This window comes from Pseudomonas sp. P5_109 (assembly GCF_034009455.1).
Classification (GTDB): Bacteria; Pseudomonadota; Gammaproteobacteria; order Pseudomonadales; family Pseudomonadaceae; genus Aquipseudomonas.
This window is the reverse complement of sequence record NZ_CP125380.1, coordinates 3673402-3697471: the sequence shown is the minus strand read 5'-3', so window position 1 is coordinate 3697471 and position 24070 is coordinate 3673402. Positions and strand designations below refer to the sequence as shown.

Here is a 24070-nt window from a genome sequence, read left to right as displayed (position 1 = left end):
ATCGGACACTTCCCCCCCACAGCAGGGGGAGGATGGGGAAAATGCCCCAAACGCCGGTCAGGCGTCGAGCAATCGGGTCACGGCATTCAGTGCCTGGAGTCGGCGTTGCGCCCAATCTCCGCGCAGTACTTGAACCGGTTGTGCGTGGCGCTCAAGCCACGTCAGGGTCTGCTCGAAAAAGGCCTGGCGCTCACTCAATCGGGGCTGGCAACGCTGGCCGTCATCCGTCCAGTCGACGTGTTCCGGCGACAGCAGCAAGTGCAAGTCGTAATGCCGGTCCAGTAATGCTTGCTCAATCCAAACGGGGCATTCGCCAAACAGGGTGTGACTCCAGAGGATGTTGCTCAGCAGGTGCGTGTCGAGGATGAGCAATGGCGGTTGTTGCGCCCGAGCCTGGTCTTCCCATGCCAATTGACCGCGGGCGATGGGCGTGATGTCGGCCAGCGTGGTGTCCCGCGGATTCTGCTCAATGAACCAGCGCACATACTCGTCAACCAGAATCCCGCCGAAACGCTGTTGCAACTCCGCCGCCAGCCAGCTTTTACCGCTGGATTCGGGGCCTGTGAGGACCAGGACTTTCATGCGCGCAATGCCGGATCGGAGCGCCATTCGCGCCAGCCCTGCACGGCGATAACCGCGAACAGCCCATACAGGGTGGCGGTCAGGTACAGGTCCTTATAGATGAACAGCCCGACGAAAATCACATCCAGGGCGATCCACAACGGCCAGCACTGCACGCGTTTTTGCGCCATCCAGACTTGCGCCACCAGGCTGAACCCGGTCAGCGCCGCATCGAGCCAGGGTTGCGCGGCATCGGTCCAGTGGGCCATGGCCGCCCCCAGCAACAGACTGCCGACTGCGCCAATGGCAAGGCTCAACACCACGGATCGAGCGTCGAGCCGGCTGACTTCGCGGCCATGGGTCGTTTCACCCACCCGCGTCCACTGCCACCAGCCGTAAAGTTGCAAGGCGGCATAGACGATTTGCAGCAGCATGTCCGAATACAGCTTCACCTCAAAAAAGATCCAGCTGTATAGCAGCACCATGACCAGGCCGATGGGCCAGCACCAGGGGTTCTGTTTGACTGTCAGCCAGACGGCAATGACACCGAGGGCGGCGGCAAACAGTTCAAGCCCGGACATGGAGGTTCCTTGGGGAAAAATGAAGAAGGGGGCGGATTGTAACCGTCGATCGGACTTGTCTGATAGGATTTCGGCCCCGCACGGATAAACCCGACTCAGGGTGGTTTTTTCACAGGGTTTTTACGGTTCTGTGGTGATCATTGAGGCGCGGGGGATCAGCTACGCTGGTCGCATTGTAAGTTTTTGAAAAATACTAACGGGGCATGCCGGCGCGCATAGCCTTTTGGGGGATTGATGGATCTTTGGACCGCCTTTCAGGCATTGATTCTTGGGGTTGTAGAAGGGCTGACCGAGTTCCTGCCCATTTCCAGTACGGGCCACCAGATCATCGTGGCCGACTTGCTCGGCTTCGGCGGCGAGCGGGCGATGGCGTTCAACATCATCATTCAACTGGGTGCCATCCTGGCGGTGGTGTGGGAGTTTCGCCGCAAGATCTTCGACGTGGTCATCGGCCTGCCGACCCAGCCGGGGGCCCGGCGGTTTACCGCGAATCTGTTGATCGCGTTCTTGCCGGCCGTGGTGTTGGGCGTCATCTTTGCCGACCTGATCCACGAGTACTTGTTCAATCCGATCACCGTGGCAACGGCACTGGTCATAGGCGGCATCATCATGCTGTGGGCCGAGCGCCGTCAGCATGAAGTGCACGCCGAAACCGTGGACGACATCACCTGGAAAGATGCCCTGAAAGTTGGCTTCGCCCAATGCCTGGCCATGATTCCGGGCACTTCGCGTTCGGGCTCGACGATCATCGGCGGGTTGCTGTTCGGCCTGTCGCGCAAGACCGCTACCGAGTTCTCGTTCTTCCTGGCGATGCCTACCATGGTCGGCGCGGCGGTGTACTCGGGTTATAAATACCGCCACCTGTTTGTCCCGGCGGATTTCCCGGTGTTCGCGATCGGCTTCGTCACCGCGTTCATCTTCGCGATGATTGCCGTCCGCGGGCTGCTCAAGTTCATCGCCAACCACAGCTATGCGGCGTTTGCCTGGTATCGCATCGTGTTCGGCCTGATCATCCTGGCGACCTGGCAATTCGGCTGGGTTGACTGGAGCGCGGCCAAGCCGTGAGTGACTCGCGCTCGCGCAATAACCCCGGACGCCAGTCCGGGGGACAGGTCCGTTATCCACGGCTGAAGTGGCTGGTGTTTGCCATCCTGTGCGCGTTGCCGCTGTCGGGTTCGGTGTCGTTCTGGCTGCATGGGGAGTCTCTGATTCCCCTGGCGGCCTACGGCATCGTCAGCGTCGTGACGTTTATCCTGTACTGGAGCGACAAGCGCAAGGCGCGCGCCGAGCAATGGCGCACACCGGAGAATGTCCTGCATGCGCTGGAACTCGCCGGAGGCTGGCCCGGGGCGTTGTTGGCCCAGCAAGCGTTTCGACACAAAACGCGCAAGGTGTCGTTTCAGTTGGTGTTCTGGCTCATCGTGCTGCTGCACCAAGTGTTCTGGATCGATCACCTGTTCCTCGGCGCAAACCTGTTCGCCTTGTTCTGATAAAGAAGGCTTTATAACAGGAGTCCGACTTGAGTCCGCTTTGGCAGTCTGCTCACCACCAATTGATGGGAGCGCTGCAGCAAACCCTGTAGTTCTTCGCTACCGAGCGGGTAGGGCGTTTCCATGATGATCCACTGCGCGCGCGCCAGATAAGGCGCCGGATGAATCCCCGGGCGGTCGCAATAGCCGAGAAACAAGTCCTTGTCGACCTTGAAGGCCAGGGAATCACCCCGTAACCCCTGCAAGGCGAACATCTTGTTCCCGGCAATCGAAAACACCCGCACGCCTCCCCATTTATAGTCTTCCCGAGCGCCGGGCAGGGTCAGGCAATACTTCGCGACATCCTCTTCGCTCATCCGTCCAGCTTTCATAACAATCTTTCCCCACAGGCATTGAAGGATTCGACCAAATGGTCAATCCAGGCGCGTACCGCCGGCATCACTCCGCGTCGATGAGGATAGACCGCTTGCAGCCAGCCACCGGGCAACGACCAGTCGGGTAACAACTGCACCAGCGAGCCGTTTTCCAGTTCCTGCTCGCAATACATCATGGGCAGCATCGTAAAGCCCAGACCGGAGAGGGTGCTGGCCTTGCGCACGATAAAGTCGTCGATGCCCAGCCGTGCCTCGAGCGCGAGTTCACAACTTTTACCCTTTTGATCCAGCATGCGGATGTGCACCATGCGGTCGGGTTCGAGGGCACCAAGTACCGGCAGGCTTTTCAGATCCTCGGGATGATTGATCTCGCGGCCAACGAGAAAACCGGGGCTGGCGACCATCAGCATCTGCGCCTGGCGCAGGCGGCGGGTGACCAGCAGCGGATCTTCGTCGCCCAGTTCGCGCACGCGCAGGGCCACGTCAATGCCTTCGTTCACCAGGTCGACCCGCCGGTTGAGCAGCATGACCTCCAGCTGGACTTGCGGAAACCGCTCCAGAAAGTCGCTGATCACCCCCGGCAATATTTCGTGGGCCAGCCCGACCGGGCAGGACACCCGCAAGCGTCCACGGGGCTCGCTGGACATGCTGGCCACGGCCTCGTCGGCCATTTCCGCCTCCAGCAGCATCGCCTGACAGTGCCTGAGGTAGCGTTCACCCACGGCAGTCAGTTTCAGCTGTCGGGTGGTGCGTTGCAGTAATCGTGCGCCAAGGCGTTCTTCCAGTTCGGCGATGCGACGTGACAGTCGGGACTTGGGGATGCCCAGCAAACGCCCGGCTGCCGCGAATCCCCCGGCTTCCACGACTTTGGCGAAGTAATACAGGTCGTTGAGGTCTTGCATGATGTGAATCCGATTGTTCTATCTGTGAGACGAACTATCGCATTGTTGCCGTCTAATCAGCTATTGGTTTCGTCTGTAGGATTAGTCCCATCAGATCGCCCTTGTGGGCGATCCTCACCTGGAGATCCCACATGAAACTGCTGCATATCGATTCGAGCATCCTGGGCGACAACTCGGCTTCCCGTCAGTTGAGCGGTGAAGTCGTCAAGGCCTGGCAAGCCGCCGAGTCAACCGCCGTGGTGACCTACCGTGACCTGGCCGCCGACGCGATCAGCCACTTCTCGGCCAACACCCTGGTTGCCGCCGGCACCACTGCTGAACTGCGCGACGCCGCACAACAGCACGAAGCCGAACTGAGTGCCTCGACCCTGGCCGAATTCCTCGCCGCCGATGCCGTGGTGATTGCCGCACCGATGTACAACTTCACCATCCCGACTCAGTTGAAGGCCTGGATCGACCGTATCGCCGTTGCCGGTCAGACCTTCCGCTACACCGAAGCGGGCCCTGAAGGCCTGTGCGGCGGCAAGAAAGTGGTGATCGTCTCGACGTCTGGCGGCATGCACGCCGGTCAGGCAACCGGTGTTGCCCACGAAGAATACTTGAAGTTGCTGTTCGGTTTCATCGGCGTCACCGACATCGAAATCGTCCGCGCCGAAGGCCTGGCTTACGGTGACGACGTGCGCAACAAAGCCATGAGCGCTGCCCACGCGCAAATCAGCGAGCAGTTGTTCGCCGCCGCGTAAGGCTTGCGTAAAAGTAAGCAACCGTTCAGGTAATGCCCCAAAAAACTCTGTATTCTGGTTACGCAAGTACCAGCTACGGAGTTTTTTGTTTCTGGTCGTTTCAGATTGTGGCCCGACTTATGCTTTCCAGGGTCTACGTCTCAAGTCCGGTAACAAGGTGGGGCATCCCATGGTGCGTCTTTGTGCAACTTTACTGATTTGCCTGCTCAGCAGCCTGAATACAGTGCACGCCGCGCCTGCGCCGCATCCTCACTGGAGCGTCGGCTTCCATGAGATGACCTTTCTCGATCCGCTGGACCTGCAGCCGATGCGCGCCATCGCCTTCTATCCTTCCAGTGACTGGGAGCACACCAGCAAACTCGAGGGTTACACCGTCGAAGCCGGGGAGGACACCAAGGTCGCCATTGGCCGCTTCCCCATGCTGATGCTGTCCCACGGGAACACCGGCACGCCACTGGCGTTGCACGACCTCGCCACCTCTCTGGCACGCAAGGGCTTTGTCGTGGTGGCAGTGATCCACCCGGGTGACAACTCCAGGGACCACAGCCGCCTCGGTACTTTGAGTAACCTGTATGGTCGACCGATCCAGATTTCCGAAGCCATAACCGCGACTTTGGGCGACCGCATGCTGTCGCCTTTCGTCAATGCCAATCAGGTGGGGGTCATTGGCTATTCGGCCGGTGGCGAGACCGCATTGATTCTGTCCGGCGCGACACCGGACCTGGATCGCCTGCGCCGTTATTGCCAGGAGCGTCCGGATGACCGCGATGCCTGCAACACCCAGGGCGAACTGATTGTCGACCGCGACGACCTGCAACCGGTGGCCGATCCGCGTGTCCATGCCTTGATGCTGATGGCGCCGCTGAGCCTGAAGTTCGGCCGTCACACCTTGGCCGATGTGCATGTGCCGGTGCTGCTTTACAGCGGCGATGGCGACAAACTGGTGGCGGTCGACAAGAACGCCGCAGCCCTGGCGCGCAAACTGCCGACAGCGCCGGACTTCAAGTTACTGGCCGGGGCAGGGCACTTCGTATTCATGGCGCCGTGCAATGACGAGCAGATTGCGATCATGCCCGCGTTGTGTACCGATGCCGATGGTGTCGACCGGCAAGACATTCACCGCAATTTGATCTCTGAAGCCGGAAGTTTCTTTTCGCGTACTTTGGGCAGGGCGACCCGCGCCGGGATGCAGACCGCCGATCAGTAATGCGCCAGATATCCTGTGGGAGCGGGCTTGCTCGCGAAGGCGGTGGCACCTGCGCCACATTAGTTACCGTCAGACCGCTATCGCGAGCAAGCTCGCTCCTACACCATTGCGCGGCGCTTGAGCAGCAACGTCAGGCCCAAACCTGTCACCGACAACAACGCCGCACAGAAGAAAATCCACCCGTAACCCAGGTTCAACGCCACTGCACCCATCAACGGGCCGGCGATTGCCAGCGCCAGGTCGAAAAACACCGCATAAGCACTCAAGCCCGCGCCCCGGCTGGAGTTAGGCACCTGTTTAATGGCTTCGACACCCAGCGCCGGGTACACCAGGGACAGACCGAACCCGGTCAGGCCGGCGCCAATGAGCGCATACCCGGTCGAAGGAGCCAGCCACAGCAACACCAGGCCAACCGTCTCGATGCACATGCAGGCAATGGCCGAGGTGAACCCGCCGAAACGGCTGATGGCGGAAATGAACAGTAGCCGCGATAGAATGAAACACACGCCAAACACGGTCAGGCAGTAGGCCGCGCCGGTCCAGCCGCGATTGACGTAATACAGGGTGATAAAGGTCGTCAGCGTGCCGTAGCCAATGGATGCCAGGCTCAGGCTCGCGCCAAACGGCGCAATGCGCCCGAATACCGCCCAGAACGGCAGGCGCTCACCGCGTACCACGGGTACCGAGGGCTTGTTGCGAATCAGCATCAGTGCGGCCAGGGCCAGCAGCGACAGGACGATGCCCAGGCTGGCGAAGCCGAGTTGTTGCACCATCACCACGCCCAGCGGCGCACCAATGGCAATCGCCCCATAAGAGGCGATGCCGTTCCAGGATATCGAGCGCGCAGTGTGCTCGGCGCCAACCTGGCCCATGCACCAACTGATGGTGCCGACGCCGATCAAGCCTTGGGCAATCCCCAGCAGCAAGCGCCCTGCGATCAAAATCAGCAGGCTGAGCAAGGGAATGTCTTGCAACAGGGTCGAGAGCAAGGTCAGCACGCCACTGAGCACAATCCCCGACAGGCCATAGATGATTGCGCGCTTGGTGCCGACGCTGTCCGACATCCGCCCGGCCATGGGCCGGCTGAGCAGGGTAGCGAGGTATTGCGAGCCGATGGTCAGCCCGGCCACGACGGCGCTGAACCCGAGCTGTTCGTGGACATAACCCGGCAATACCGCAATCGGCAAACCGATGCAGAGGAAGGCAATGAAGGTGTAGAAAACGATAGAGACGATCTGCAAGGTGATCGCCATGGAGCTTTGCGGGGCAGCTTGCGGCGCAGACATGAGGGCTCGTTCGCGGGCGGCGGTGGGAGAACTGCATCATGGCGCGGCGTTGGGATAAAAGGAAGCAGGCTAACGATATTTCAGGGGCAACCCGACTGTAGGAGCAGCCGGTCGACGCTCGATCGCTCGCGAAAAACGTCTGGATAACGCGTTCATTCAGGTTGCACGCGTTATCGTTGTCGTCCATCGCGAGCGAGCTCGCTCCTACAAGTGCAGCGAGGTTGTTTTAGAACACCACACCCTGGCTACGCAGGTAGTCGTCGTAGGTGCCACTGAAGTCGGTCACGCCGTTCGGGCTCAACTCGATGATGCGGGTGGCCAGGGACGATACGAACTCACGGTCGTGGCTGACGAAGATCAGCGTGCCCGGATAGTTTTCCAGCGCCAGGTTCAGCGCTTCGATCGATTCCATGTCCAGGTGGTTGGTCGGTTCGTCCATCACCAGTACGTTCGGCTTTTGCAGGATCAGCTTGCCGAACAGCATGCGGCCTTGCTCACCACCGGAGATGACCTTGACCGACTTGAGGATCTCGTCGTTGGAGAACAGCATGCGGCCCAGGGTGCCGCGAATGACCTGCTCGCCCTGAGTCCACTGGCCCATCCAATCGAACAGGCTGACGTCGTCTTCGAAGTCATGGGCGTGGTCCTGGGCGTAGTAGCCCAGCTCCGCGCTTTCGGTCCATTTCACGGAACCGGCGTCCGGGGTCAGCTCACCCATCAAGGTGCGCAGCAGGGTGGTCTTGCCGATACCGTTCGGGCCGATGATCGCTACGCGCTCGCCGGCTTCGACGGTGAAGCTGAAGTTCTTGAACAGGGTCTTGCCGTCGAAGCCCTTGGACATCTGCTCGATGGTCACGGCCTGGCGGTGCAACTTCTTGGTCTGTTCGAAACGGATGAACGGGCTCACGCGGCTCGATGGCTTGACCTCGGCCAGCTGGATCTTGTCGATCTGCTTGGCACGGGAAGTGGCCTGCTTGGCTTTCGAGGCGTTGGCCGAGAAGCGGCTGACGAACGTTTGCAGTTCCGAGATCTGGGCTTTCTTCTTGGCGTTGTCCGACAGCAATTGCTCACGGGACTGAGTCGCCGCGGTCATGTACTCGTCGTAGTTGCCCGGGAACAGACGCAACTCGCCGTAGTCCAGGTCAGCCATGTGAGTGCAGACGCTGTTGAGGAAGTGACGGTCGTGGGAAATGATGATCATGGTGCTGTTACGCGCCTTGAGGATCGTTTCCAGCCAGCGGATGGTGTTGATGTCCAGGTGGTTGGTCGGTTCGTCGAGCAACAGCACTTCCGGATCGGAGAACAGCGCCTGAGCCAGCAACACCCGCAGTTTCCAGCCCGGAGCCACTTCGGACATCGGACCGAAATGCTGCTCCAGGGGAATACCCAGGCCCAGCAGCAGTTCACCGGCGCGGGATTCGGCGGTGTAGCCGTCCATTTCGGCGAATTCGGTTTCCAGCTCGGCCACGGCCATGCCGTCTTCTTCGCTCATTTCCGGCAGCGAATAGATGCGGTCGCGCTCGGCCTTGACCTTCCACAGTTCTTCGTGACCCATGATCACGGTGTCGATCACGGTGAATTCTTCGTAGGCGAACTGGTCCTGGCGCAATTTACCCAGGCGCACGTTCGGCTCCAGCATGACCTGACCGCCGGACGGCTCGAGGTCGTTGCCGAGAATCTTCATGAAGGTCGACTTGCCGCAACCGTTGGCGCCGATCAGGCCGTAACGGTTGCCACCGTTGAACTTGACCGAAACGTTTTCGAAGAGCGGCTTGGCGCCGAACTGCATCGTGATGTTAGCTGTAGAAATCAAAGGTTTTTCCTGCGAAGCATTCAGAGTAGCTAGGGTTGCGGCAGTACCGGTTCAGTACCCGTTTCCACTGATCGGACCCCGGGACGTTCATCCCGATCGGCAGTGGAAGATCCATCTGGCATTAAGTGGACAGCAGCATGTGGCGCGCTTGGCCCGAGTCAACGTGCGCTGAAAGGGGATTTTTCCCGCTCTCAACCTGGGGGCGCGTAAAGTTTGGCGGCGATTGTACTGGTCTGGCTCTTCAAGCGATAGAGCGTTGAGGCCAGAGCAAGGTTCCGACGGATTTTGTGGACACATTGTCACAGTTACAGGTTAACTATTGGTTACAAACCGTGGCTAAAATGTCGTCCGTCAGCCGGACACCGACCATCGGCAAGGCTCGAAGGCACTAGGGGGCCGCTGTTTCGTAATCAGTCGCTGCACAAGACCCGGGAGGGCGCAGTGTGTTTACTTCTGACGTGTGACGATTTCCGTGAAACTGATCATTGCCGTTATCTACCTTGTCTCTATCGCGTATGTCCATCTGCGTGGCCAAGTGCGCCATAAGTTGGGTCGCCAGTTGAGTGATCACTCGACGTTTCTGGCGCCGATCAACTGCTTTCTTTATCTGTTTTCGAAAATCCCCAACAAAGCCTATCTCGACCCGGCCGACTTCCCCGACCTGAGCCCACTGCGGGCGCATTGGCAAGAAATTCGTGCCGAAGGCCAGAATTTGCTTCGGGCCGGCGAGATCAAGCGCTCGAACCAATTCGATGATGTCGGTTTCAACTCGTTTTTCAAGACCGGTTGGAAGCGCTTCTATCTCAAGTGGTACGGCGATAGCCATCCGTCGGCCATGAAGCTTTGCCCGCGCACCACCGAACTGGTGCAGGGCATTGGCTCGATCAAGGCGGCAATGTTCGCCGAACTGCCTCCTGGCTCCAGGCTGGTGCGTCACCGCGACCCTTACGCCGGTTCGTACCGATATCACCTGGGCCTGGAAACACCGAACGATGCCGGTTGCTACATCAATGTCGATGGCCAGGACTATCATTGGCGCGATGGCGAAGCGGTGATGTTCGATGAGACCTACATTCATTACGCAGAAAACACCACGCCACACAATCGCATCATCCTGTTCTGCGACGTCGAGCGGCCGATGAAGTATCGGTGGGCGGCGGCCTTCAATCGCTGGTTCAGTCGCAATGTCATGTCGGCGGCGGGTGCACCGAACGAGGCGGGCGACAGGACCGGCGGGCTCAACCGACTGTTCGGCAAGGTCTACAAGGTTCGCCTGCGCGGCAAGGAACTGAAAAAGCGCAACCGCAAGCTTTACTACCTGCAAAAGTGGTCGGTCTTTGCCGGGTTGTTGGCGGTGTTCATTCTGATCTGATTTTTGCGTGTGGGCGTAATCTGCCTTCGCGAGCAAGTCGGATCGCCGCACCGCCGCTCCCACATTGAAATGCATTCCACTGTGGGAGCGGGCTTGCTCGCGAAGAGGCCGGAACATCCAGCCAATCACTTGCTGGCTTTCTTCCTCGTTGCCGGTTTGCTGCTCGCCTTTGGCTTGGCCGCTGCTTTACCAGCACCTTTGTTGCCAAGGCTGCGCTTGAGCAACTCGGTCAGGTCAATGACGTCCGCCGTTTTGCGCTCATCCTCGCCAGTGGCGGTTTCGACGTCTTCGATCTTGCCTTCATGGGCCTTCTTGTCGACCAACGCCATGATCTTGTCTTCAAAACCATCCCGATAATCTTGCGGCGCCCACTCGGCGCTCATGTCGTCCACCAGGCGTTTGGCCATGTCCAGTTCGCCCTTGGCCAGTTCCGGGCTGGTCACCTCGCTGCCCAGCGCCAACTCATCGAGACTGCGCACCTCGGCCGGCCAGCGCAGCATCACCAGGACCAGCGCCGACTCCAGCGGCATCAGCGCGGCCAGGTGTTGGCGGGTATGCAAGACCACCTGGGCGAGAGCGACCTTGCCGGTTCGGCTCAGGGTTTCGCGCAGCAGTGCATAGACCTTGCCGCCGCGTTTGTCGGGTGCCAGGTAGTAAGGCGTGTCGATGTTCTGCAGGGGAATCTGCTGGGCATCGACAAAGGAAAAAATGTCGATGGTCTGGGTCGATAGCGGGTGAGCGGAACGTATCTCCTCTTCGCTGAGCACCACATACCGACCCTTTTCGTATTGCACGCCCTTGACGATGTGCTCCTTGGTGACTTCCTTGCCCGTGACCTTGTTGACACGCTTGTAGCCCACCGGATCCATGCTGCGGCTGTCCAGCCAGTCGAAATCGACGCCTTGGGAGGACGTTGCCGAGACCAGCGCCACGGGGATGTGCACCAGTCCGAAGCTGATTGCGCCTTTCCAGATTGCCCGTGCCATGGTCGTCTACTCGCGAGTGATGTTCAGGTGACCTGCGGCCTTGGGCAAAAGTTTCCGTGGTCTGCGTGGCTGTTCCTTTGCCCGGTTCAACGTCGTGTTACATCTTGCCGGGGAGGTTTTTGTTAACAAATACGAACCCCGGGCGTAGCGTGGTATCGAAGTCCTTATCCACGTGACGTAGAGAGGCACCCCATGAACCGATACGTGTTTGGCGCCATTGCGCTGGCCTTGAGTGCCGTACTGGGCCCACTGGTGCGGGCCGACACCTCTGCTTCGTGGCAATTGGCCCAGAACCTGCCGGGCAGCACCAACAACAATCCTTACAGCAGCCCGATCAACCGGGCCAACCCCAACAGCATGCAAGGCACCCGACCCAGCGCCCCGGCAATTCGCGGGCCGAACACCGTGCCGGTCCCGCGCCCGCCGACCCTGGACAATGGAGGCATCGGCAATCGCTATCCCGACCGGACCGCTCCCGCCAGCGCACCTAAATTCATCCCCAATCCTGCTCCAAGAGATACGGGCACCGGCAACCGTTGAGTGGCGGGCATCACGTCGGTCCGCTATTTTTCACCAGACCTCATGTTCATCGGAAAAGGAATCCTGCATGTTGCGTAAAACCTTATTGGCAACCCTCTGCGCCAGTGCATTGGTCACCACTGTCCCTGTGCTTGCCGCGTCCACCCAGACGATGAAAAGCGAAGAAGGCACCCTTGAAGTCACCCCTGTCGTGACGGGACTGGAACATCCTTGGGCGCTGGCATTTTTGCCGGATAGTAAAGACATGCTGGTGACCGAACGGCCCGGCAATCTGCGCCTTGTCACTGCCGACGGCAAACTGTCGGCACCGCTCAATGGCGTGCCGACGGTCTGGGCCAAGGGGCAGGGCGGTTTGCTGGACGTGGCATTGTCACCGGACTTCAGGCAGGACCGGATGGTCTATCTGTCCTATGCCGAAGGGGGTGGTGAGGGTAACAAGGCCGGTACTGCCGTGGGTCGCGGCCGGCTCTCCGACGATATGACGGCGCTCAAGGATTTCCAGGTGATCCTGCGCCAGCAACCAAAACTCTCGGTCGGCAACCATTTCGGCTCGCGGCTGGTGTTCGACCGTGACGGCTACCTGTTCGTGACCCTGGGGGAAAACAACGATCGCCCGACCGCCCAGGACCTCGACAAACTGCAAGGCAAAGTGGTGCGAATCTACCCGGACGGCACGGTGCCCAAGGACAACCCCTTTGTCGGCCAGGCCAACGTCCGTCCGGAGATCTGGTCCTACGGGCAGCGTAACCCGCAAGGCGCGGCGCTCAATCCGTGGAACGGTACACTGTGGGAAAACGAACACGGTCCCCAGGGCGGCGATGAAATCAACATCATCGAGCGCGGCAAGAATTACGGCTGGCCACTGGCGACCCATGGCGTCAACTACTCCGGCCAACCGATTCCCGAAGCCAAGGGCGATACCGCCGAAGGCACCGTTGCTCCGAATCATGTCTGGGAAAAGTCCCCGGGCCTGAGTGGCATGGCATTCTACGATGCCGATCGTTTCAAGGCCTGGCAGCACAACGTGTTCATCGGTGCGTTGGTCAGCGAGGAACTGATCCGCCTGGAGTTCGATGGCGACAAGGTGATACACGAGGAGCGCTTGCTCGGCGATTTTAAAAAGCGCATTCGCGACGTGCGCCAAGGGCCCGATGGTTATCTGTATGTGTTGACCGATGAGGAGACGGGCGGGTTGTACAGGGTGGGTTTGAAGTAGCCAGTAGCGGGTTTCCTACCCGTTGCTCCTGTCGGCGATGATGCTCGGGGCGGGGGCGATGGTGGTCGGGCTGAAGCGGTTGGCGAAGTGAGATGTCGGCGGCTTTCAAACCGCCTTCGCTGGCAAGCCAGTTCCTACAATGTTTATGTGGTCGCCACAGACCCTGGAGGAGCTGGCTTGCCAGCGATGGCGATCTGTAGCCGCCGCCATTCCCGGATCAGCCCACTTGCCCGACATTCAGCAATTTTTTCCGATTCTGCAGCCCTCGCACCACCAGATACAACAATGGCCCAATCGACACAAACACCGCGGTAATCAATAGATAAGGCACCACCGAAAGCGCCGATTGCCCGCGCTTTCGTGCATCCCGGTACATCCAGATGCCCGCCAGTGTCGCCAGCAGGTAAAGATCGATCACAACTTGCGCGGTATCAGGTCGTGACATCAGGCTGATGCCGAACTCGATCAGCGATTGCTCGGCCTGGAGCATCACCGAAACGGTATAGCCGGCAAAGGCGATCAGGGCGATCAGGGGCAAGGCAATGGCATTCATGTGTTCCTTCCTTGGGCAATGACTGGAATCAGCAGCCTATAGCGACCACCACAAATTTGCCATTGACTTGCCATCAGCGTCCGGCTAATTTCGAGCCATGACTTCCACCGTATTGCGCTGCCAGCCAAGCATTATTACCGCCATTCCTCATTTGGCGGGCTAGCTCACGACTGCAGCACCCAACCCGCCCTAGAGGCGGGTTTTCATTTTCTGTCTCCGGGGCCCAGATCAAATTCAGGAGACGACCATGAGCTTTACCACCGACCAGCAAGCCCTGCTTGAACGCTACGTGAAAAAAATCCTTGCCGCGCCGGTGTATGAACTGGCTGTGCGCACGCCGTTGCAGGCGGCACCCGCGTTGTCTGAAGCCTTGGGTAATCAGGTCCTGCTCAAGCGCGAAGACCTGCAGCCGACCTTTTCCTTCAAGATCCGCGGCGCCTACAACAAGCTGGTGCAACTGAGCGACGCGCAAAAGGCTCGCGGCGTGGTCACGGCTTCTGCCGGCAATCATGCCCAGGGCGTGGCACTGGCCGCGCGGGAGTTGGGGATCAACGCCACCATTGTCATGCCCAGCACAACACCGCAACTGAAGGTCATCGGGGTGCGCAGTCGCGGTGCCGATGCGGTGTTGCATGGCGAAAGCTTTCCGTTTGCCCTGGCCTATGCACTGGGCCTGGCCGAGGAAACCGGTCGAACCTTTGTTTCGCCTTTCGACGACCCGGAGGTGATCGCGGGGCAAGGCACGGTGGCGATGGAAATCCTGCGCCAGCATCAAGGTCCGCTGGATGCGATCTTCGTGCCGGTGGGAGGCGGGGGGCTGATCGCGGGCATCGCCGCTTACGTCAAGTACCTACGGCCGGAGGTGCGCATCATTGGCGTCGAGTCGGAACATTCCGCGTGCCTGCAAGCGGCGATGCAGGCCAGCGAACGGGTGGTGCTGCCGAGCGTCGGCACCTTCGCCGATGGGGTGGCGGTGGCACAGATCGGCGCTTACGGCTTCGAGGTCTGCCGGTTTTGCGTGGATGAGGTGCTGACGGTAAGCAACGACGAGCTTTGCGCCGCGATCAAGAATATCTACGACGATACCCGCTCGATCACCGAACCTTCCGGCGCGCTGGCGGTGGCCGGAATCAAGAAGTACGTGGCACGGAGCGGGGTTCGTGGTCAGACCCTGATCGCCATCGACTCAGGAGCCAACATCAACTTCGACAGCCTGGGGCATGTGGCCGAGCGCGCCGCGTTGAGTGGCGCCCAGGCATGACGCTTGTCCCTGTGGTGAGGCAGCAAGCTCCCTCACCACATTGCGGCGGATGCCCGGTTATTCCTGAACGGCTTTCTCGACCTTGTTCGATGCCGACCAGATTCGGTAGCGCACTTCGATGTCCTTGGGCACGTACAGCACCAGCGGCAGCTTGCTGTTGTAACGCAGCAGGAAGCCGTCGCCGACCACCGGGACAAAATCCTCTTTGCTCGTGCCGGCAGGGCAGGCCATCAGCGTGCTCATCGGGCCAATGACTTTTTCCAGGCGATAGAACGGGTAGCCCCAACCCTCGAGGTTCTTCTCCTCGAGAATGCCGCCCAGGCGGGGGTGATTGCAGTCAACGGTCATTGTCTTGCCGGCCAGGATCTCGACCTGGAAGTCGTCTTCCCGAGCCTGTGGCGCAAGGTGGATGACCTGGCGGGTAAACCCGCTGTCGGCCTTCGGATAGGGCGCGGTGTCTTCGAGTTTGGCGGCATGTGCAACGCAAGCAAGCCCCAGTGCGAACAGCGCTGCGCTCGCGTTGACGGTCAATGAATTCATGTTGCCTCCTTGCTTGAAGTGAAGGACGGCATTTTCACTGTCGTGTGCAGTGAATGCAAACCCGCAGGGCCGAGCGTGCAAATTGCGGGTTCGTCAGGGGTGTTTATTGCAATCTGCATGACAGGCTTTACCGGTGATTTGCCTAACCTCTTGATTTGCCGATGAGCTGCACGGCGAAATCCGGGGCATGTTTTATGCTGTAGCTGTCCTTGAAGCTTGCCGGGATTTCACATGAGCGAGCATTGACCATCATTGGCAGTCTCACAAAGGAGAGGGTCGCCATGTTTCTTTCTGCCTTGGAAATTCGCAACATCATCGAAAGCAGCTTTTTACCCCAGCGTTGCCAGTGCACGTTGTCACCGGATCTGTCGATGACCGTCAAGGTCTATGCCGACGGGCAAACCGATCACCTCGACCTATTGGTCACTGGCATCGATGCCTCCGGGCTCAATGGTTGTCGGGAAATAAACGAGTTGATCGGCCAACTGCGTTCCAGACAGCATCACGTAGAGGTCGAGCCGCACTCGATGCTGGGCAAAGCGCTCTAGCCTGCGGTTTCATGCTCCACCGACACGCGCCGGGTCTGGAAGAATGCCAGGCCCAGCGCCAGTTCAAGGGCGACCGCCAGTAAAATGCCGGGCCCGGCATGACCATTGAGCCATTCGCCAAAGCCCAGCGCAGCCAATCCCCAACAGCCGACCACGAAGCCATGGCTCAATGCATTTCGGACTGAGGACGGGGGTTCATGGCGAACCAGATAGAACATCACGCTCAATGCTGCAAACAGCACAGCCGTGCGTCGTGCGATCAAGCCTGCGGCGAATGAAAACTCCATATCCCAGAGCGACAGTAACCGCTGCGGCACGAGACCCCACACCAGGGCCAGGAAAAAGCATAGAGCGGCGGTAAACGTCGACAATGTACGAAACGACAACTGCATGGCGAATCCTTGCGGGCAGTGAGGGAGGCGCTAGAGCATAGCGCCGCAACCCTCAAAGGAATACCGGCAGGTGCCAAATCAGACGTTTCGCTCAGCCCTGGTTCTCGCAGGCGTCGGAAAGTTTACGGTAGGTAATTTCTGCAGGTTTTCCCGCGTCATCGATGTACTTCATGTCGGCCTTCACCACTTTGCACTCCATGGTGTCGGGCTCGGTCAGTGAAATCACTTTGCTGACATGCAATGGCATGCCGTAGTGATAAGGCACGGCCTGGGAAGTAGTGGTGTCATTGGCTTGAGCCAGCCCGGCAAATGCGGTGCAGGCGAGGGCGGCGGTAACCAGCAGGGTGCGAGTGTTCATCAGTGATCTCCGGTGCGGACGGAAAGTCAGTTCGATGTGTGGCTTGTCGAACCTGCCGCACTGGGCGTCAGAACAGTCTGAGGGCGTGCGGTCCAGTGAAGTGTTGGACCACACGGTTAAGCGAGGGTTAATTCGGCTGAACGCCGCCTGTCGCAACGCTGTGGTCACGGGTATCAGTTAAGACCATCAGGCGCCGGATGGAAAGCCTTCGCAAGCAAGTCGAAGAGGCCCTCGAATTCAGCACAAATCCAGATGCTTGCGATAAGGCAAATCCGGTCCTGTCTTGCTGCACGTCAACGCCGCCGCCTGCACCGCGAACTTCAGCATGCGGTCGATCTGCTCGCGGCCAAGTTGCTTCAAACCCTCCACCGAGTCCAGCTGCTGTTCGGTGAGCCAGGTAATCAGCGCCGCCTGAAAGGTATCGCCCGCGCCCACGGTGTCGGCGATTTCTACCGAGCAGGCGGGTGTCGACCAAGAACCATGAGCCCGGCTGAACACGCTCGCGCCTTCGCCGCCGCGGGTCAGGAACACCAACTGACAGCGGTGCTGCAACCAGCCTGCGATGACCTGCGCCGGATCCTGGTCGGGGTACAACAGATGCAGGTCCTCGTCACTGACCTTGATCAGGTCGGCCAGCTCCACCAGCGTCGCGATACGTTTACGCCACAGGTCTATGTCCGGCTGCGGGTTCAGGCGCACGTTCGGATCGAGGCTGATCAGGCGCTTGCCGCTTTCCCTGCGTACCAATGCCAGGAGCGTGTCGGCAATCGGCTGCACCACCAGGGAAAACGAGCCGATATGCAGGCCACGCACCTCAGGCCCGAGTGTCGGCAGGTGCTCCGGTTGCAATTGCCGATCGGCGCAGCCTTCGCCGCGGAAGCTGTACTGCGGTGAGCCATTGGCGCCGACCGCAACCATCGCCAGGGTGGTCGGCGCGGCAAAGTCCAACAGGTAGTCCGGCCGCACGCCTTCATCTAGCAGCACCTGCAGCAGGCGTCTTCCCAGGTAGTCAGTGGACAACCCGGCCAACAGTGCCGAGTCCACGCCCAACCGGCGCAAGCCCACCGCCACGTTGAACGGCGAGCCACCGGCGATGGCTTTGAAATTCACGTTGGACGCCAGACCGCTGGCGTCGTTTTCACTGAAAAAATCGAACAGCGCTTCGCCACACACCAGGTACATAATTGTTCACTCTTCAAAGGGTTGCGACATGCTGTTGATAGCGTTCATAAGCTTGCTGACTGGCTTGGACATTGCCCGTGACCGGCAGGGTTTCACTGGCCGGGTCGAGTTTCACGCAGCGTTCGCACAAGTGCGCCAGACTGTCTTCGTGTCCGTTTGCCCGGGATACGCACCAGGCCGCCTGAATCGCCGCACCCAGGGCCGCGGCCTCGCTTTGTTCGGTGCAGATCACTGGTGTATTCATGGTATCGGCGACGATCTGCCGCCACACCGCACTTTTCGAACCGCCACCGATCAGCCGAATGCTGCGGCTTTGTAAGCCATTGTGACGTAGCAGGTCCAGTCCGTAACGCAAACCGAACGTCGTGCCTTCGACCACCGCGCGGCACAGGTTGGCCCGGGTCAGGTTGGTCATGGTCAGGCCCGACAGGCTGCCGCTCGCATGGGGCAGGGCGGGTACCCGCTCGCCGTTGAAGAACGGCAGCATGCACACACCTTCGGCACCGATCGGTGCCTGGGCAATAAGCTCGTTGAATTCATCGATGTCGAGTTCCAGCAGGTCGCGAATCAGCCCGGTGGCATTGGTCAGGTTCATGGTGCAGATCAACGGCAGCCAGCCACCGCTGGAAGAACAGAACGTGGCGACTGCGGACTGCGGGGCAACGTTCGGCTGATCGGCATAGGCGTACACCGTGCCCGACGAACCGAGACTCATGGTGATTGCGCCGGGCTGGATGTTGCCGGTGCCGATGGCGCCCATCATGTTGTCGCCGCCGCCACTGGACACCAAGGCCCGCGGGTTGATGTCCAGGTGTTCGGCAATCCCCGGCAGAATCGTGCCGACCGGCTGATGGGCATCGATCAGTTCCGGCAGGGCGGCTTGCAGGCGTCCGCCCGGATCGATGTCACGCAACAATTGCAAATCCCACTGACGGGTTCGAATGTTGAAATACCCGGTGCCGGAGGCATCACCGTATTCACTGCAACTGCGTCCGGTGAGCCAATGGTTGAGGAAGTCGTGGGGCAACAATATGCGGGCGATCCGGGAAAACACCTCGGGGTGCTGCTCTTTGGTCCATAAGAGCTTGGACGCGGTGTAGCCCGGTGCGATGACCACGCCGAGGCGTTCCAGCGAACCCTTTTCGCCGCCCAGGTGAGCCAGCAGGCGTTCATTCTCCGGGGTGGTTTCGGTGTCACACCAGAGTTTGGCCGGGCGCAGCACCTTGCCCTGATCGTCGAGCAGCACCAGGCCGTGCTGCTGGCCGGAGACGCCAATGCCCAGGATCGACTGGCCATCGACCTTGGCCGCGAGCAAGGCGCGGCGGGTGGCTGTGGCGAAGGCTTCCAGCCATTGATGGGTGTCCTGTTCGCGACGGCCGTTGGCGCCGCTGATCATCGTGTGGGTGGCTGCGCCCTGGCCGAGCACTTCACCACTGGCCGCGTCGAGGATGATGGCTTTGGTGCCCTGGGTGCCGCAGTCGATGCCGAGGAAGTGTTGTTGGGTTGTCATGCTGAATCCTTGATACACGTCTGGATTGAGTATCCCTGGTGCCTGTCAGGCCGCCTTCGCGAGCAAGCCCGCTCCCACAGGGGAATGCATTCCAAATGTAGGAGCGGGCTGGCTCGCGAAGGCGGCGGCAGCTTCACCGCAGGACTTACGCCAACACTCGTTCCAGCGTCCGCGACACCCCCACCTCACGCAAACTGTTGCAGCACCACTCGAACGCCGCGACAAATGCTGGGGAGTGCGCGATCGCCGCACCAAAAATCTCTTCAACCGCCAGCAAGCGCTGGGTAATCAGCACATCATCGGCTACCAGTGCCTGGCAGAACGCTGCGCGCGGGTCAGGAATCGAGTAGGTCTGGCCATGCTCGTCCACTCCCTTGAGGTACAGCGCCCACGCCGCTACCACCAACGCTGCACGCTTGGTCTCGCGGCCATCGGCGATCAATCGGTTGATGGTCGGCACGGTGAATTTCGGAAACTTCGACGAGCCGTCCGAACACACCCGTTCAAGCTGATCGGCAATCGCCTGATTGGAGAAGCGCGCCACCAGCGTGTCTTTGTACTGGGTCAGGTCGATGCCCGGCACCGGCGCCAGTTGCGGGGTCACGTCCAGATCCATGTAAGCGCGCATGTAGCGCACGAACAGTGGGTCGTTCATGGTCTCGTGGACGAAGCGGTAACCCTTGAGGAATCCCAGGTACGTCAGCGCCAGATGACTGCCATTGAGCAGCTTGATCTTCATTTCTTCATAGGGCGTGACGTCGTCGGTGAACTGTACGCCGACCTTTTCCCAGGCCGGACGACCGTTGACGAACTTGTCTTCCAGCACCCATTGCACAAAGGGTTCGCAGACCACCGGCCAGGCATCGTCCAGCCCATGCTGGTCGGCCAGTTGCAAACGGTGTTGGGTGCTGGTCATCGGCGTGATGCGATCGACCATGGCGTTGGGGAAACTGACGTTGGCGGCGATCCAGTCGCGCAAATCTTTGTCGTGCAAGGCGGCGAAGGCCAGCAGGGCCTTGCGGGTCACCGCGCCGTTATGCGGCAGGTTATCGCAGGACATCAGGGTGAACGCCGGCGTGCCCGCGGCGCGGCGCCTGGCCAGTGCCGCACAGAGAAAGCCGAACACGGTTTTCGGGGCGTCGGGGTGCGCCAGGTCATGCTGGATCTGCGGCAAGTGCGCCATGAACTCACCGCTGCTGTCGTCGATGCAGTAGCCACCTTCGGTGATGGTCAGCGAGACGATGCGGATCTCGGGGTTGGCCAGCTTGTCGATCAACGCCTGGGCACCGTCTTCAGCCAGCAGCATGTCGCGAAGGGCGCCGATCACCCGCACTTCGGTGGCGTTGCTGTCGCCGAGTTCGAACAGGGTGAACAGGTAATCCTGTTCCTTGAGATCGTCACGGGCGCGGCGGTCCTCGGCGCGCAGGCCGACACCGCAGATGGCCCAGTCCAGCGCTTCTCCGGTGTTCATCAGGGCATCGGTGTAAAACGCCTGGTGGGCGCGATGGAAACCGCCGACGCCGATGTGCGCGATACCTTGGCGGGTATCGCCCAACCCATAGGCGGGCAGGACCACTTCGGGAGCGAGGCGGTTGAGGTTCTGTTTGTTCAGTTTCATCGCAGGCACTCGCAAATCAGGCAGCAATGCGCAACGGGCGGGTCAACGCCACGCCGTCGGCATCGAATAAATGGCAGTGTCGGGCGTCCAGGTGCAGGCTCAGGGTTTCGCCGTAGCGACTGGCCAGATCGCCGCGCACGCGCATAGTCAGGGCTTCGCCGGATGCCGTGCGGACGTGGCAGAAGGTGTCGCTGCCCAGGCGTTCGCTGACATCGGCGGTGACCTGCAAGGTGCAGTCGCCGGGTTTGGCCAGTTCCAGGTGTTCCGGGCGGATGCCCAGCGTCACCGCGCCGCCGACGCTCAGTTGCCGACCGCTCAAGGGCAGGTTGATGCGGGCTCCGGCGTCCAGCTGCACTTCACAGTCCTGGCTGTCTACACGGGTAACCTTGCCCTTGAGGAAGCCCATTTTCGGTGTGCCGAGAAAGCCGGCGACGAACAGGTTGGCAGGCTGGTGGTAGAGATCCAGTGGCGAACCGACTTGCTCGATCTTGCCGCCATTGAGCACAACCACCTTGTCGGCCATGGTCATCGCTTCGACCTGGTCGTGGGTGACGTAGATCATCGTCGCTTGCAGGTCTTTGTGCAGGCGCAGCAGTTCCAGGCGCATCTGCACGCGCAGGGCGGCATCGAGGTTGGACAGCGGTTCGTCGAACAGGAAGATCTTCGGGTTGCGCACGATCGCCCGGCCAATCGCCACGCGCTGGCGCTGGCCGCCGGAGAGCTGCTTGGGCTTGCGCTCCAGCATCGGCCCCAGTTCGAGGATGCGCGCCGCTTCGCTGACCTTTTTCTCTACTTCGGCTTTCGCCACGCCGGCCAGGTCGAGGGCGAACGACATGTTCTTGCGCACGCTCATGTGCGGGTACAGGGCGTAGGTCTGGAACACCATCGCCAGGTCGCGCTTGGCCGGGCTGACTTCGGTGATGTCGCGGCCATCGAGTTCGATGGTGCCGCCGCTGACTTCCTCCAGCCCGGCGATCAGCCGCAGCAGCGTGGATTTACCGCAGCCCGAGGGGCCGACGAAGACCACGAATTCCTTGTCGTTCACCTCAAGGTCAATGCCCTTGATGATGGAAAAACCTTCGAAACCTTTTTGCAGATTCTTGATTTTCAGGTTGGCCATGGTGATGGGCCTCCGTTTATTTTTCTGTAGGAGCGAGCTTGCTCGCGATAAATTTGTAGGCGGAGCGTTCCTCCTGTCTGCACGCGTTATCGTTCACGTCCATCGCGAGCAAGCTCGCTCCTACAGGAATCTTCATTTCACGGCGCCGAACGAGAGGCCGCGCACCAGTTGTTTCTGGCTGATCCAGCCGAAGATCAGGATCGGTGCACAGGCCAGGGTCGAGACCGCCGACAACTTGGCCCAGAACAGCCCTTCGGGGCTCGAATACGAAGCGATCAACGCGGTCAGTGGGGCGGCTTTCGAGGAGGTCAGGTTCAGTGACCAGAACGCCTCGTTCCAGCACAGGATCAGCGACAACAGCACCGTGGACGCCAGGCCGCCCTTGGCGATCGGCAGCAACACCCGCAGCATCTCCTGCGCCAGTGTGGCGCCGTCGAGGCGCGCGGCTTCGAGGATGTCCTTGGGGATGTCCTTGAAGTAGGTGTAAATCATCCAGACCACGATCGGCAGGTTGATCAGCGTGTAGATCACGATCAGCGCGATCCGCGTGTCGAGCAGGCCAAAACTCTTGGCCAGCAGGTAGATCGGCATCAGCACGCCCACCGGCGGCAGCATCTTGGTCGAGAGCATCCACAGCAGCGTGCCCTTGGTCCGCTGGGTCTCGTAGAACGCCATGGAATAGGCCGCCGGTATCGCGATCAGCAGGCACAGGGCGGTGGCGCTGAAGGAAATCACCACCGAGTTCCAGGCGAAACTGAAGTAATCGCTGCGCTCATTGATGTGCAGGTAGTTCTCCAGCGTTGGCATGAAGAGGAACTGCGGCGGCGTGGCGAAGGCATCGATTTCGGTCTTGAAACTGGTCATCACCATCCAGAAGATCGGGAAGAAAATCAGGATCGCGATGGCCCAGGCCAACGTACCGAGCAACAGGCTTTGCAGGCGACGGGATTGTTGAAGAGTCATGGCGGGCCTCAGGCTTTGTCGGTCAGGTTTTTGCCGATCATTCGCACCAGAATGATCGCGGCGATGTTGGCGATGACCACGGCGATCAAGCCGCCCGCCGAGGCCATGCCGACATCGAACTGCACCAGCGCCTGGTTGTAGATCAGGTAGGCGAGGTTGGTCGAGGCGTAGCCGGGGCCGCCGTTGGTGGTGGTGAAGATTTCGGCGAACACCGAGAGCAGGAAGATGGTTTCGATCATCACCACCACCGCAATCGGCCGCGCCAGGTGGGGCAGGGTCAGGTGCCAGAAAATCGCGATCGGCCCGGCGCCGTCCAGGCGCGCGGCTTCTTTCTGCTCCTGGTCGAGGGACTGCATGGCGGTCATCAGGATCAGGATCGCGAAGGGCAGCCATTGCCACGAGACAATGATGATGATCGACAGCAGCGGGTAGTGCGCCAGCCAGTCCACCGGTTGCGCGCCGAACAGCTTCCAGACGTAGGCGAGAATCCCCGACACCGGGTGGAAAACCAGGTTTTTCCAGATCAGCGCACCGACCGTGGGCATGATGAAAAACGGCGAGATCAGCATCACCCGCACGACGCCGCGACCGAAAAACTCACTGGCCTCCAGCAGCGCGCTGATCAGCACGCCGAACACCACACTGATCAGCAGCACGCTGCCCACCAGCAATAGCGTGTTGGTGGCGCCGGGCAGGAAGCCCGAGTCCGTCAGGAAATAAGAGAAGTTCTCCAGCCCGACAAATTCGTTTTCACCCGGATTTAGCAGGTTGTAGCGGATCATCGAGAAGTAGAGGGTCATGCCCAGAGGCACGATCATCCACAACAGCAGCAGCGCTACCGAAGGGCTGACCAGGAACCAGCCGGGGTTGGCCACGCGGCTTTTGCGCTGGGGCTGGGCAATGTCCATATGAGCTTTGGCAGTTGAAGTATTCATGGCGATCAAAACCGATTAT

Annotated in this window: 25 protein-coding genes and 1 pseudogene; 9 read left to right on the top strand and 17 right to left on the bottom strand. The window is 60.2% G+C overall.

All coding sequences use genetic code 11. The annotated features are described in order from the left end of the window. Positions 1-57: 57 nt before the first annotated feature. Together QMK54_RS16545 and pnuC are read right to left on the bottom strand one after the other, a co-directional pair. A complete protein-coding gene (locus tag QMK54_RS16545) occupies positions 58-582 on the bottom strand; it encodes an AAA family ATPase (RefSeq protein ID WP_223592320.1) in 525 nt (174 codons plus the stop codon). After that, positions 579-1142, bottom strand: coding sequence for a nicotinamide riboside transporter PnuC (gene pnuC / locus QMK54_RS16540; RefSeq protein ID WP_320400897.1), 564 nt, complete (start codon positions 1140-1142; stop codon positions 579-581). Before pnuC ends, QMK54_RS16545 begins: the two co-directional genes overlap by 4 nt. A gap of 234 nt (positions 1143-1376) precedes the next feature. Between pnuC and QMK54_RS16535 the strand changes: the two genes are divergently transcribed. Beyond that, positions 1377-2207, top strand: a complete 831-nt coding sequence (locus tag QMK54_RS16535; RefSeq protein WP_110661090.1) for an undecaprenyl-diphosphate phosphatase — start codon at positions 1377-1379, stop codon at positions 2205-2207. After that, on the top strand, positions 2204-2632 hold the full coding sequence (locus QMK54_RS16530) for a DUF1294 domain-containing protein (protein WP_320400896.1): 429 nt from the start codon (positions 2204-2206) through the stop codon (positions 2630-2632). The genes QMK54_RS16535 and QMK54_RS16530 overlap by 4 nt, the downstream gene beginning before the upstream one ends. An 11-nt stretch (positions 2633-2643) precedes the next feature. On the opposite strand, the gene QMK54_RS16525 is transcribed toward QMK54_RS16530, so the two are convergent. Continuing rightward, on the bottom strand, positions 2644-3003 hold the full coding sequence (locus tag QMK54_RS16525) for an MmcQ/YjbR family DNA-binding protein (protein ID WP_320400895.1): 360 nt from the start codon (positions 3001-3003) through the stop codon (positions 2644-2646). Next, complete coding sequence (locus tag QMK54_RS16520; RefSeq protein WP_110661087.1) at positions 3000-3908, bottom strand: LysR substrate-binding domain-containing protein; 909 nt, start codon at positions 3906-3908, stop codon at positions 3000-3002. Before QMK54_RS16520 ends, QMK54_RS16525 begins: the two co-directional genes overlap by 4 nt. Before the next feature lie 131 nt (positions 3909-4039). On the opposite strand from QMK54_RS16520, the gene QMK54_RS16515 reads away from it, so the two are divergent. Together QMK54_RS16515 and QMK54_RS16510 are read left to right on the top strand one after the other, a co-directional pair. Then, entirely contained in the window at positions 4040-4651 is a 612-nt protein-coding gene (locus tag QMK54_RS16515) for an FMN-dependent NADH-azoreductase (protein ID WP_223592307.1), read from the top strand. Between the two features lie 169 nt (positions 4652-4820). Beyond that, positions 4821-5858: an alpha/beta hydrolase family protein gene (locus tag QMK54_RS16510; protein WP_103393273.1), complete on the top strand. Its 1038-nt coding sequence runs from the start codon at positions 4821-4823 to the stop codon at positions 5856-5858. A 98-nt stretch (positions 5859-5956) separates the two neighbouring features. Here QMK54_RS16510 and QMK54_RS16505 read toward each other — a convergent pair whose 3' ends face one another. Then, positions 5957-7144, bottom strand: a complete 1188-nt coding sequence (locus QMK54_RS16505; protein WP_223592305.1) for an MFS transporter — start codon at positions 7142-7144, stop codon at positions 5957-5959. Between the two features lie 226 nt (positions 7145-7370). Then, positions 7371-8957 carry an ABC-F family ATPase gene (locus QMK54_RS16500; protein ID WP_103393275.1) on the bottom strand — a complete coding sequence of 529 codons (1587 nt, stop codon included), beginning with the start codon at positions 8955-8957 and terminating at the stop codon, positions 7371-7373. Positions 8958-9429: 472 nt separating this feature from the next. On the opposite strand from QMK54_RS16500, the gene lpxO reads away from it, so the two are divergent. Next, positions 9430-10329 (top strand): lipid A hydroxylase LpxO, encoded by a 900-nt coding sequence (gene lpxO / locus QMK54_RS16495; protein ID WP_110661828.1) that lies wholly within the window; start codon positions 9430-9432, stop codon positions 10327-10329. Between the two features lie 125 nt (positions 10330-10454). Here the strand turns inward: lpxO and QMK54_RS16490 are convergent, their stop codons facing one another. After that, positions 10455-11315 carry a Ku protein gene (locus QMK54_RS16490; RefSeq protein WP_223594537.1) on the bottom strand — a complete coding sequence of 287 codons (861 nt, stop codon included), beginning with the start codon at positions 11313-11315 and terminating at the stop codon, positions 10455-10457. Between the two features lie 192 nt (positions 11316-11507). Here QMK54_RS16490 and QMK54_RS16485 point away from each other — a divergent pair, with 192 nt between their 5' ends. Continuing rightward, complete coding sequence (locus QMK54_RS16485; RefSeq protein WP_320400894.1) at positions 11508-11855, top strand: hypothetical protein; 348 nt, start codon at positions 11508-11510, stop codon at positions 11853-11855. A 67-nt stretch (positions 11856-11922) separates the two neighbouring features. Continuing rightward, entirely contained in the window at positions 11923-13071 is a 1149-nt protein-coding gene (locus QMK54_RS16480) for a PQQ-dependent sugar dehydrogenase (RefSeq protein ID WP_320400893.1), read from the top strand. Positions 13072-13288: 217 nt separating this feature from the next. On the opposite strand, the gene QMK54_RS16475 is transcribed toward QMK54_RS16480, so the two are convergent. After that, complete coding sequence (locus tag QMK54_RS16475) at positions 13289-13624, bottom strand: DUF2834 domain-containing protein (RefSeq protein WP_223588849.1); 336 nt, start codon at positions 13622-13624, stop codon at positions 13289-13291. Between the two features lie 247 nt (positions 13625-13871). On the opposite strand from QMK54_RS16475, the pseudogene ilvA reads away from it, so the two are divergent. Beyond that, positions 13872-14867: pseudogene (ilvA, locus tag QMK54_RS16470) on the top strand (threonine ammonia-lyase, biosynthetic); the annotation flags it as partial. 75 nt (positions 14868-14942) lie between these two features. Here ilvA and eco read toward each other — a convergent pair. Then, the gene (gene eco, locus QMK54_RS16465) at positions 14943-15425 is read right to left on the bottom strand and encodes a serine protease inhibitor ecotin (RefSeq protein ID WP_320400892.1); all 483 of its coding nucleotides are present in this window, start codon (positions 15423-15425) and stop codon (positions 14943-14945) included. A 281-nt stretch (positions 15426-15706) separates the two neighbouring features. Between eco and QMK54_RS16460 the strand changes: the two genes are divergently transcribed. Beyond that, a complete protein-coding gene (locus QMK54_RS16460; RefSeq protein WP_110662426.1) occupies positions 15707-15973 on the top strand; it encodes a DUF1652 domain-containing protein in 267 nt (88 codons plus the stop codon). Here the strand turns inward: QMK54_RS16460 and QMK54_RS16455 are convergent. The 8 genes from QMK54_RS16455 to QMK54_RS16420 all read right to left on the bottom strand — a co-directional run bounded on the left by QMK54_RS16455 (position 15970) and on the right by QMK54_RS16420 (position 24051). Next, positions 15970-16365 carry a hypothetical protein gene (locus tag QMK54_RS16455; RefSeq protein ID WP_320400891.1) on the bottom strand — a complete coding sequence of 132 codons (396 nt, stop codon included), beginning with the start codon at positions 16363-16365 and terminating at the stop codon, positions 15970-15972. The two genes, QMK54_RS16460 and QMK54_RS16455, sit on opposite strands and share 4 nt — an antisense overlap. Positions 16366-16456: 91 nt before the next feature. Next, positions 16457-16723 (bottom strand): DUF2790 domain-containing protein, encoded by a 267-nt coding sequence (locus tag QMK54_RS16450; protein WP_110662424.1) that lies wholly within the window; start codon positions 16721-16723, stop codon positions 16457-16459. A 237-nt stretch (positions 16724-16960) separates the two neighbouring features. Beyond that, on the bottom strand, positions 16961-17905 hold the full coding sequence (locus QMK54_RS16445) for a carbohydrate kinase (RefSeq protein WP_320400890.1): 945 nt from the start codon (positions 17903-17905) through the stop codon (positions 16961-16963). Between the two features lie 13 nt (positions 17906-17918). Beyond that, a complete protein-coding gene (gene xylB / locus QMK54_RS16440; RefSeq protein WP_320400889.1) occupies positions 17919-19415 on the bottom strand; it encodes a xylulokinase in 1497 nt (498 codons plus the stop codon). Positions 19416-19560: 145 nt separating this feature from the next. Further along, positions 19561-21033, bottom strand: a complete 1473-nt coding sequence (locus QMK54_RS16435) for a mannitol dehydrogenase family protein (protein WP_320400888.1) — start codon at positions 21031-21033, stop codon at positions 19561-19563. Between the two features lie 16 nt (positions 21034-21049). Continuing rightward, positions 21050-22153, bottom strand: coding sequence for a sn-glycerol-3-phosphate ABC transporter ATP-binding protein UgpC (locus QMK54_RS16430; protein WP_320400887.1), 1104 nt, complete (start codon positions 22151-22153; stop codon positions 21050-21052). A gap of 132 nt (positions 22154-22285) precedes the next feature. After that, entirely contained in the window at positions 22286-23116 is an 831-nt protein-coding gene (locus QMK54_RS16425) for a carbohydrate ABC transporter permease (RefSeq protein WP_223588832.1), read from the bottom strand. A gap of 8 nt (positions 23117-23124) precedes the next feature. Continuing rightward, positions 23125-24051 carry a carbohydrate ABC transporter permease gene (locus tag QMK54_RS16420; protein ID WP_413787337.1) on the bottom strand — a complete coding sequence of 309 codons (927 nt, stop codon included), beginning with the start codon at positions 24049-24051 and terminating at the stop codon, positions 23125-23127. Positions 24052-24070 lie beyond the last annotated feature (19 nt).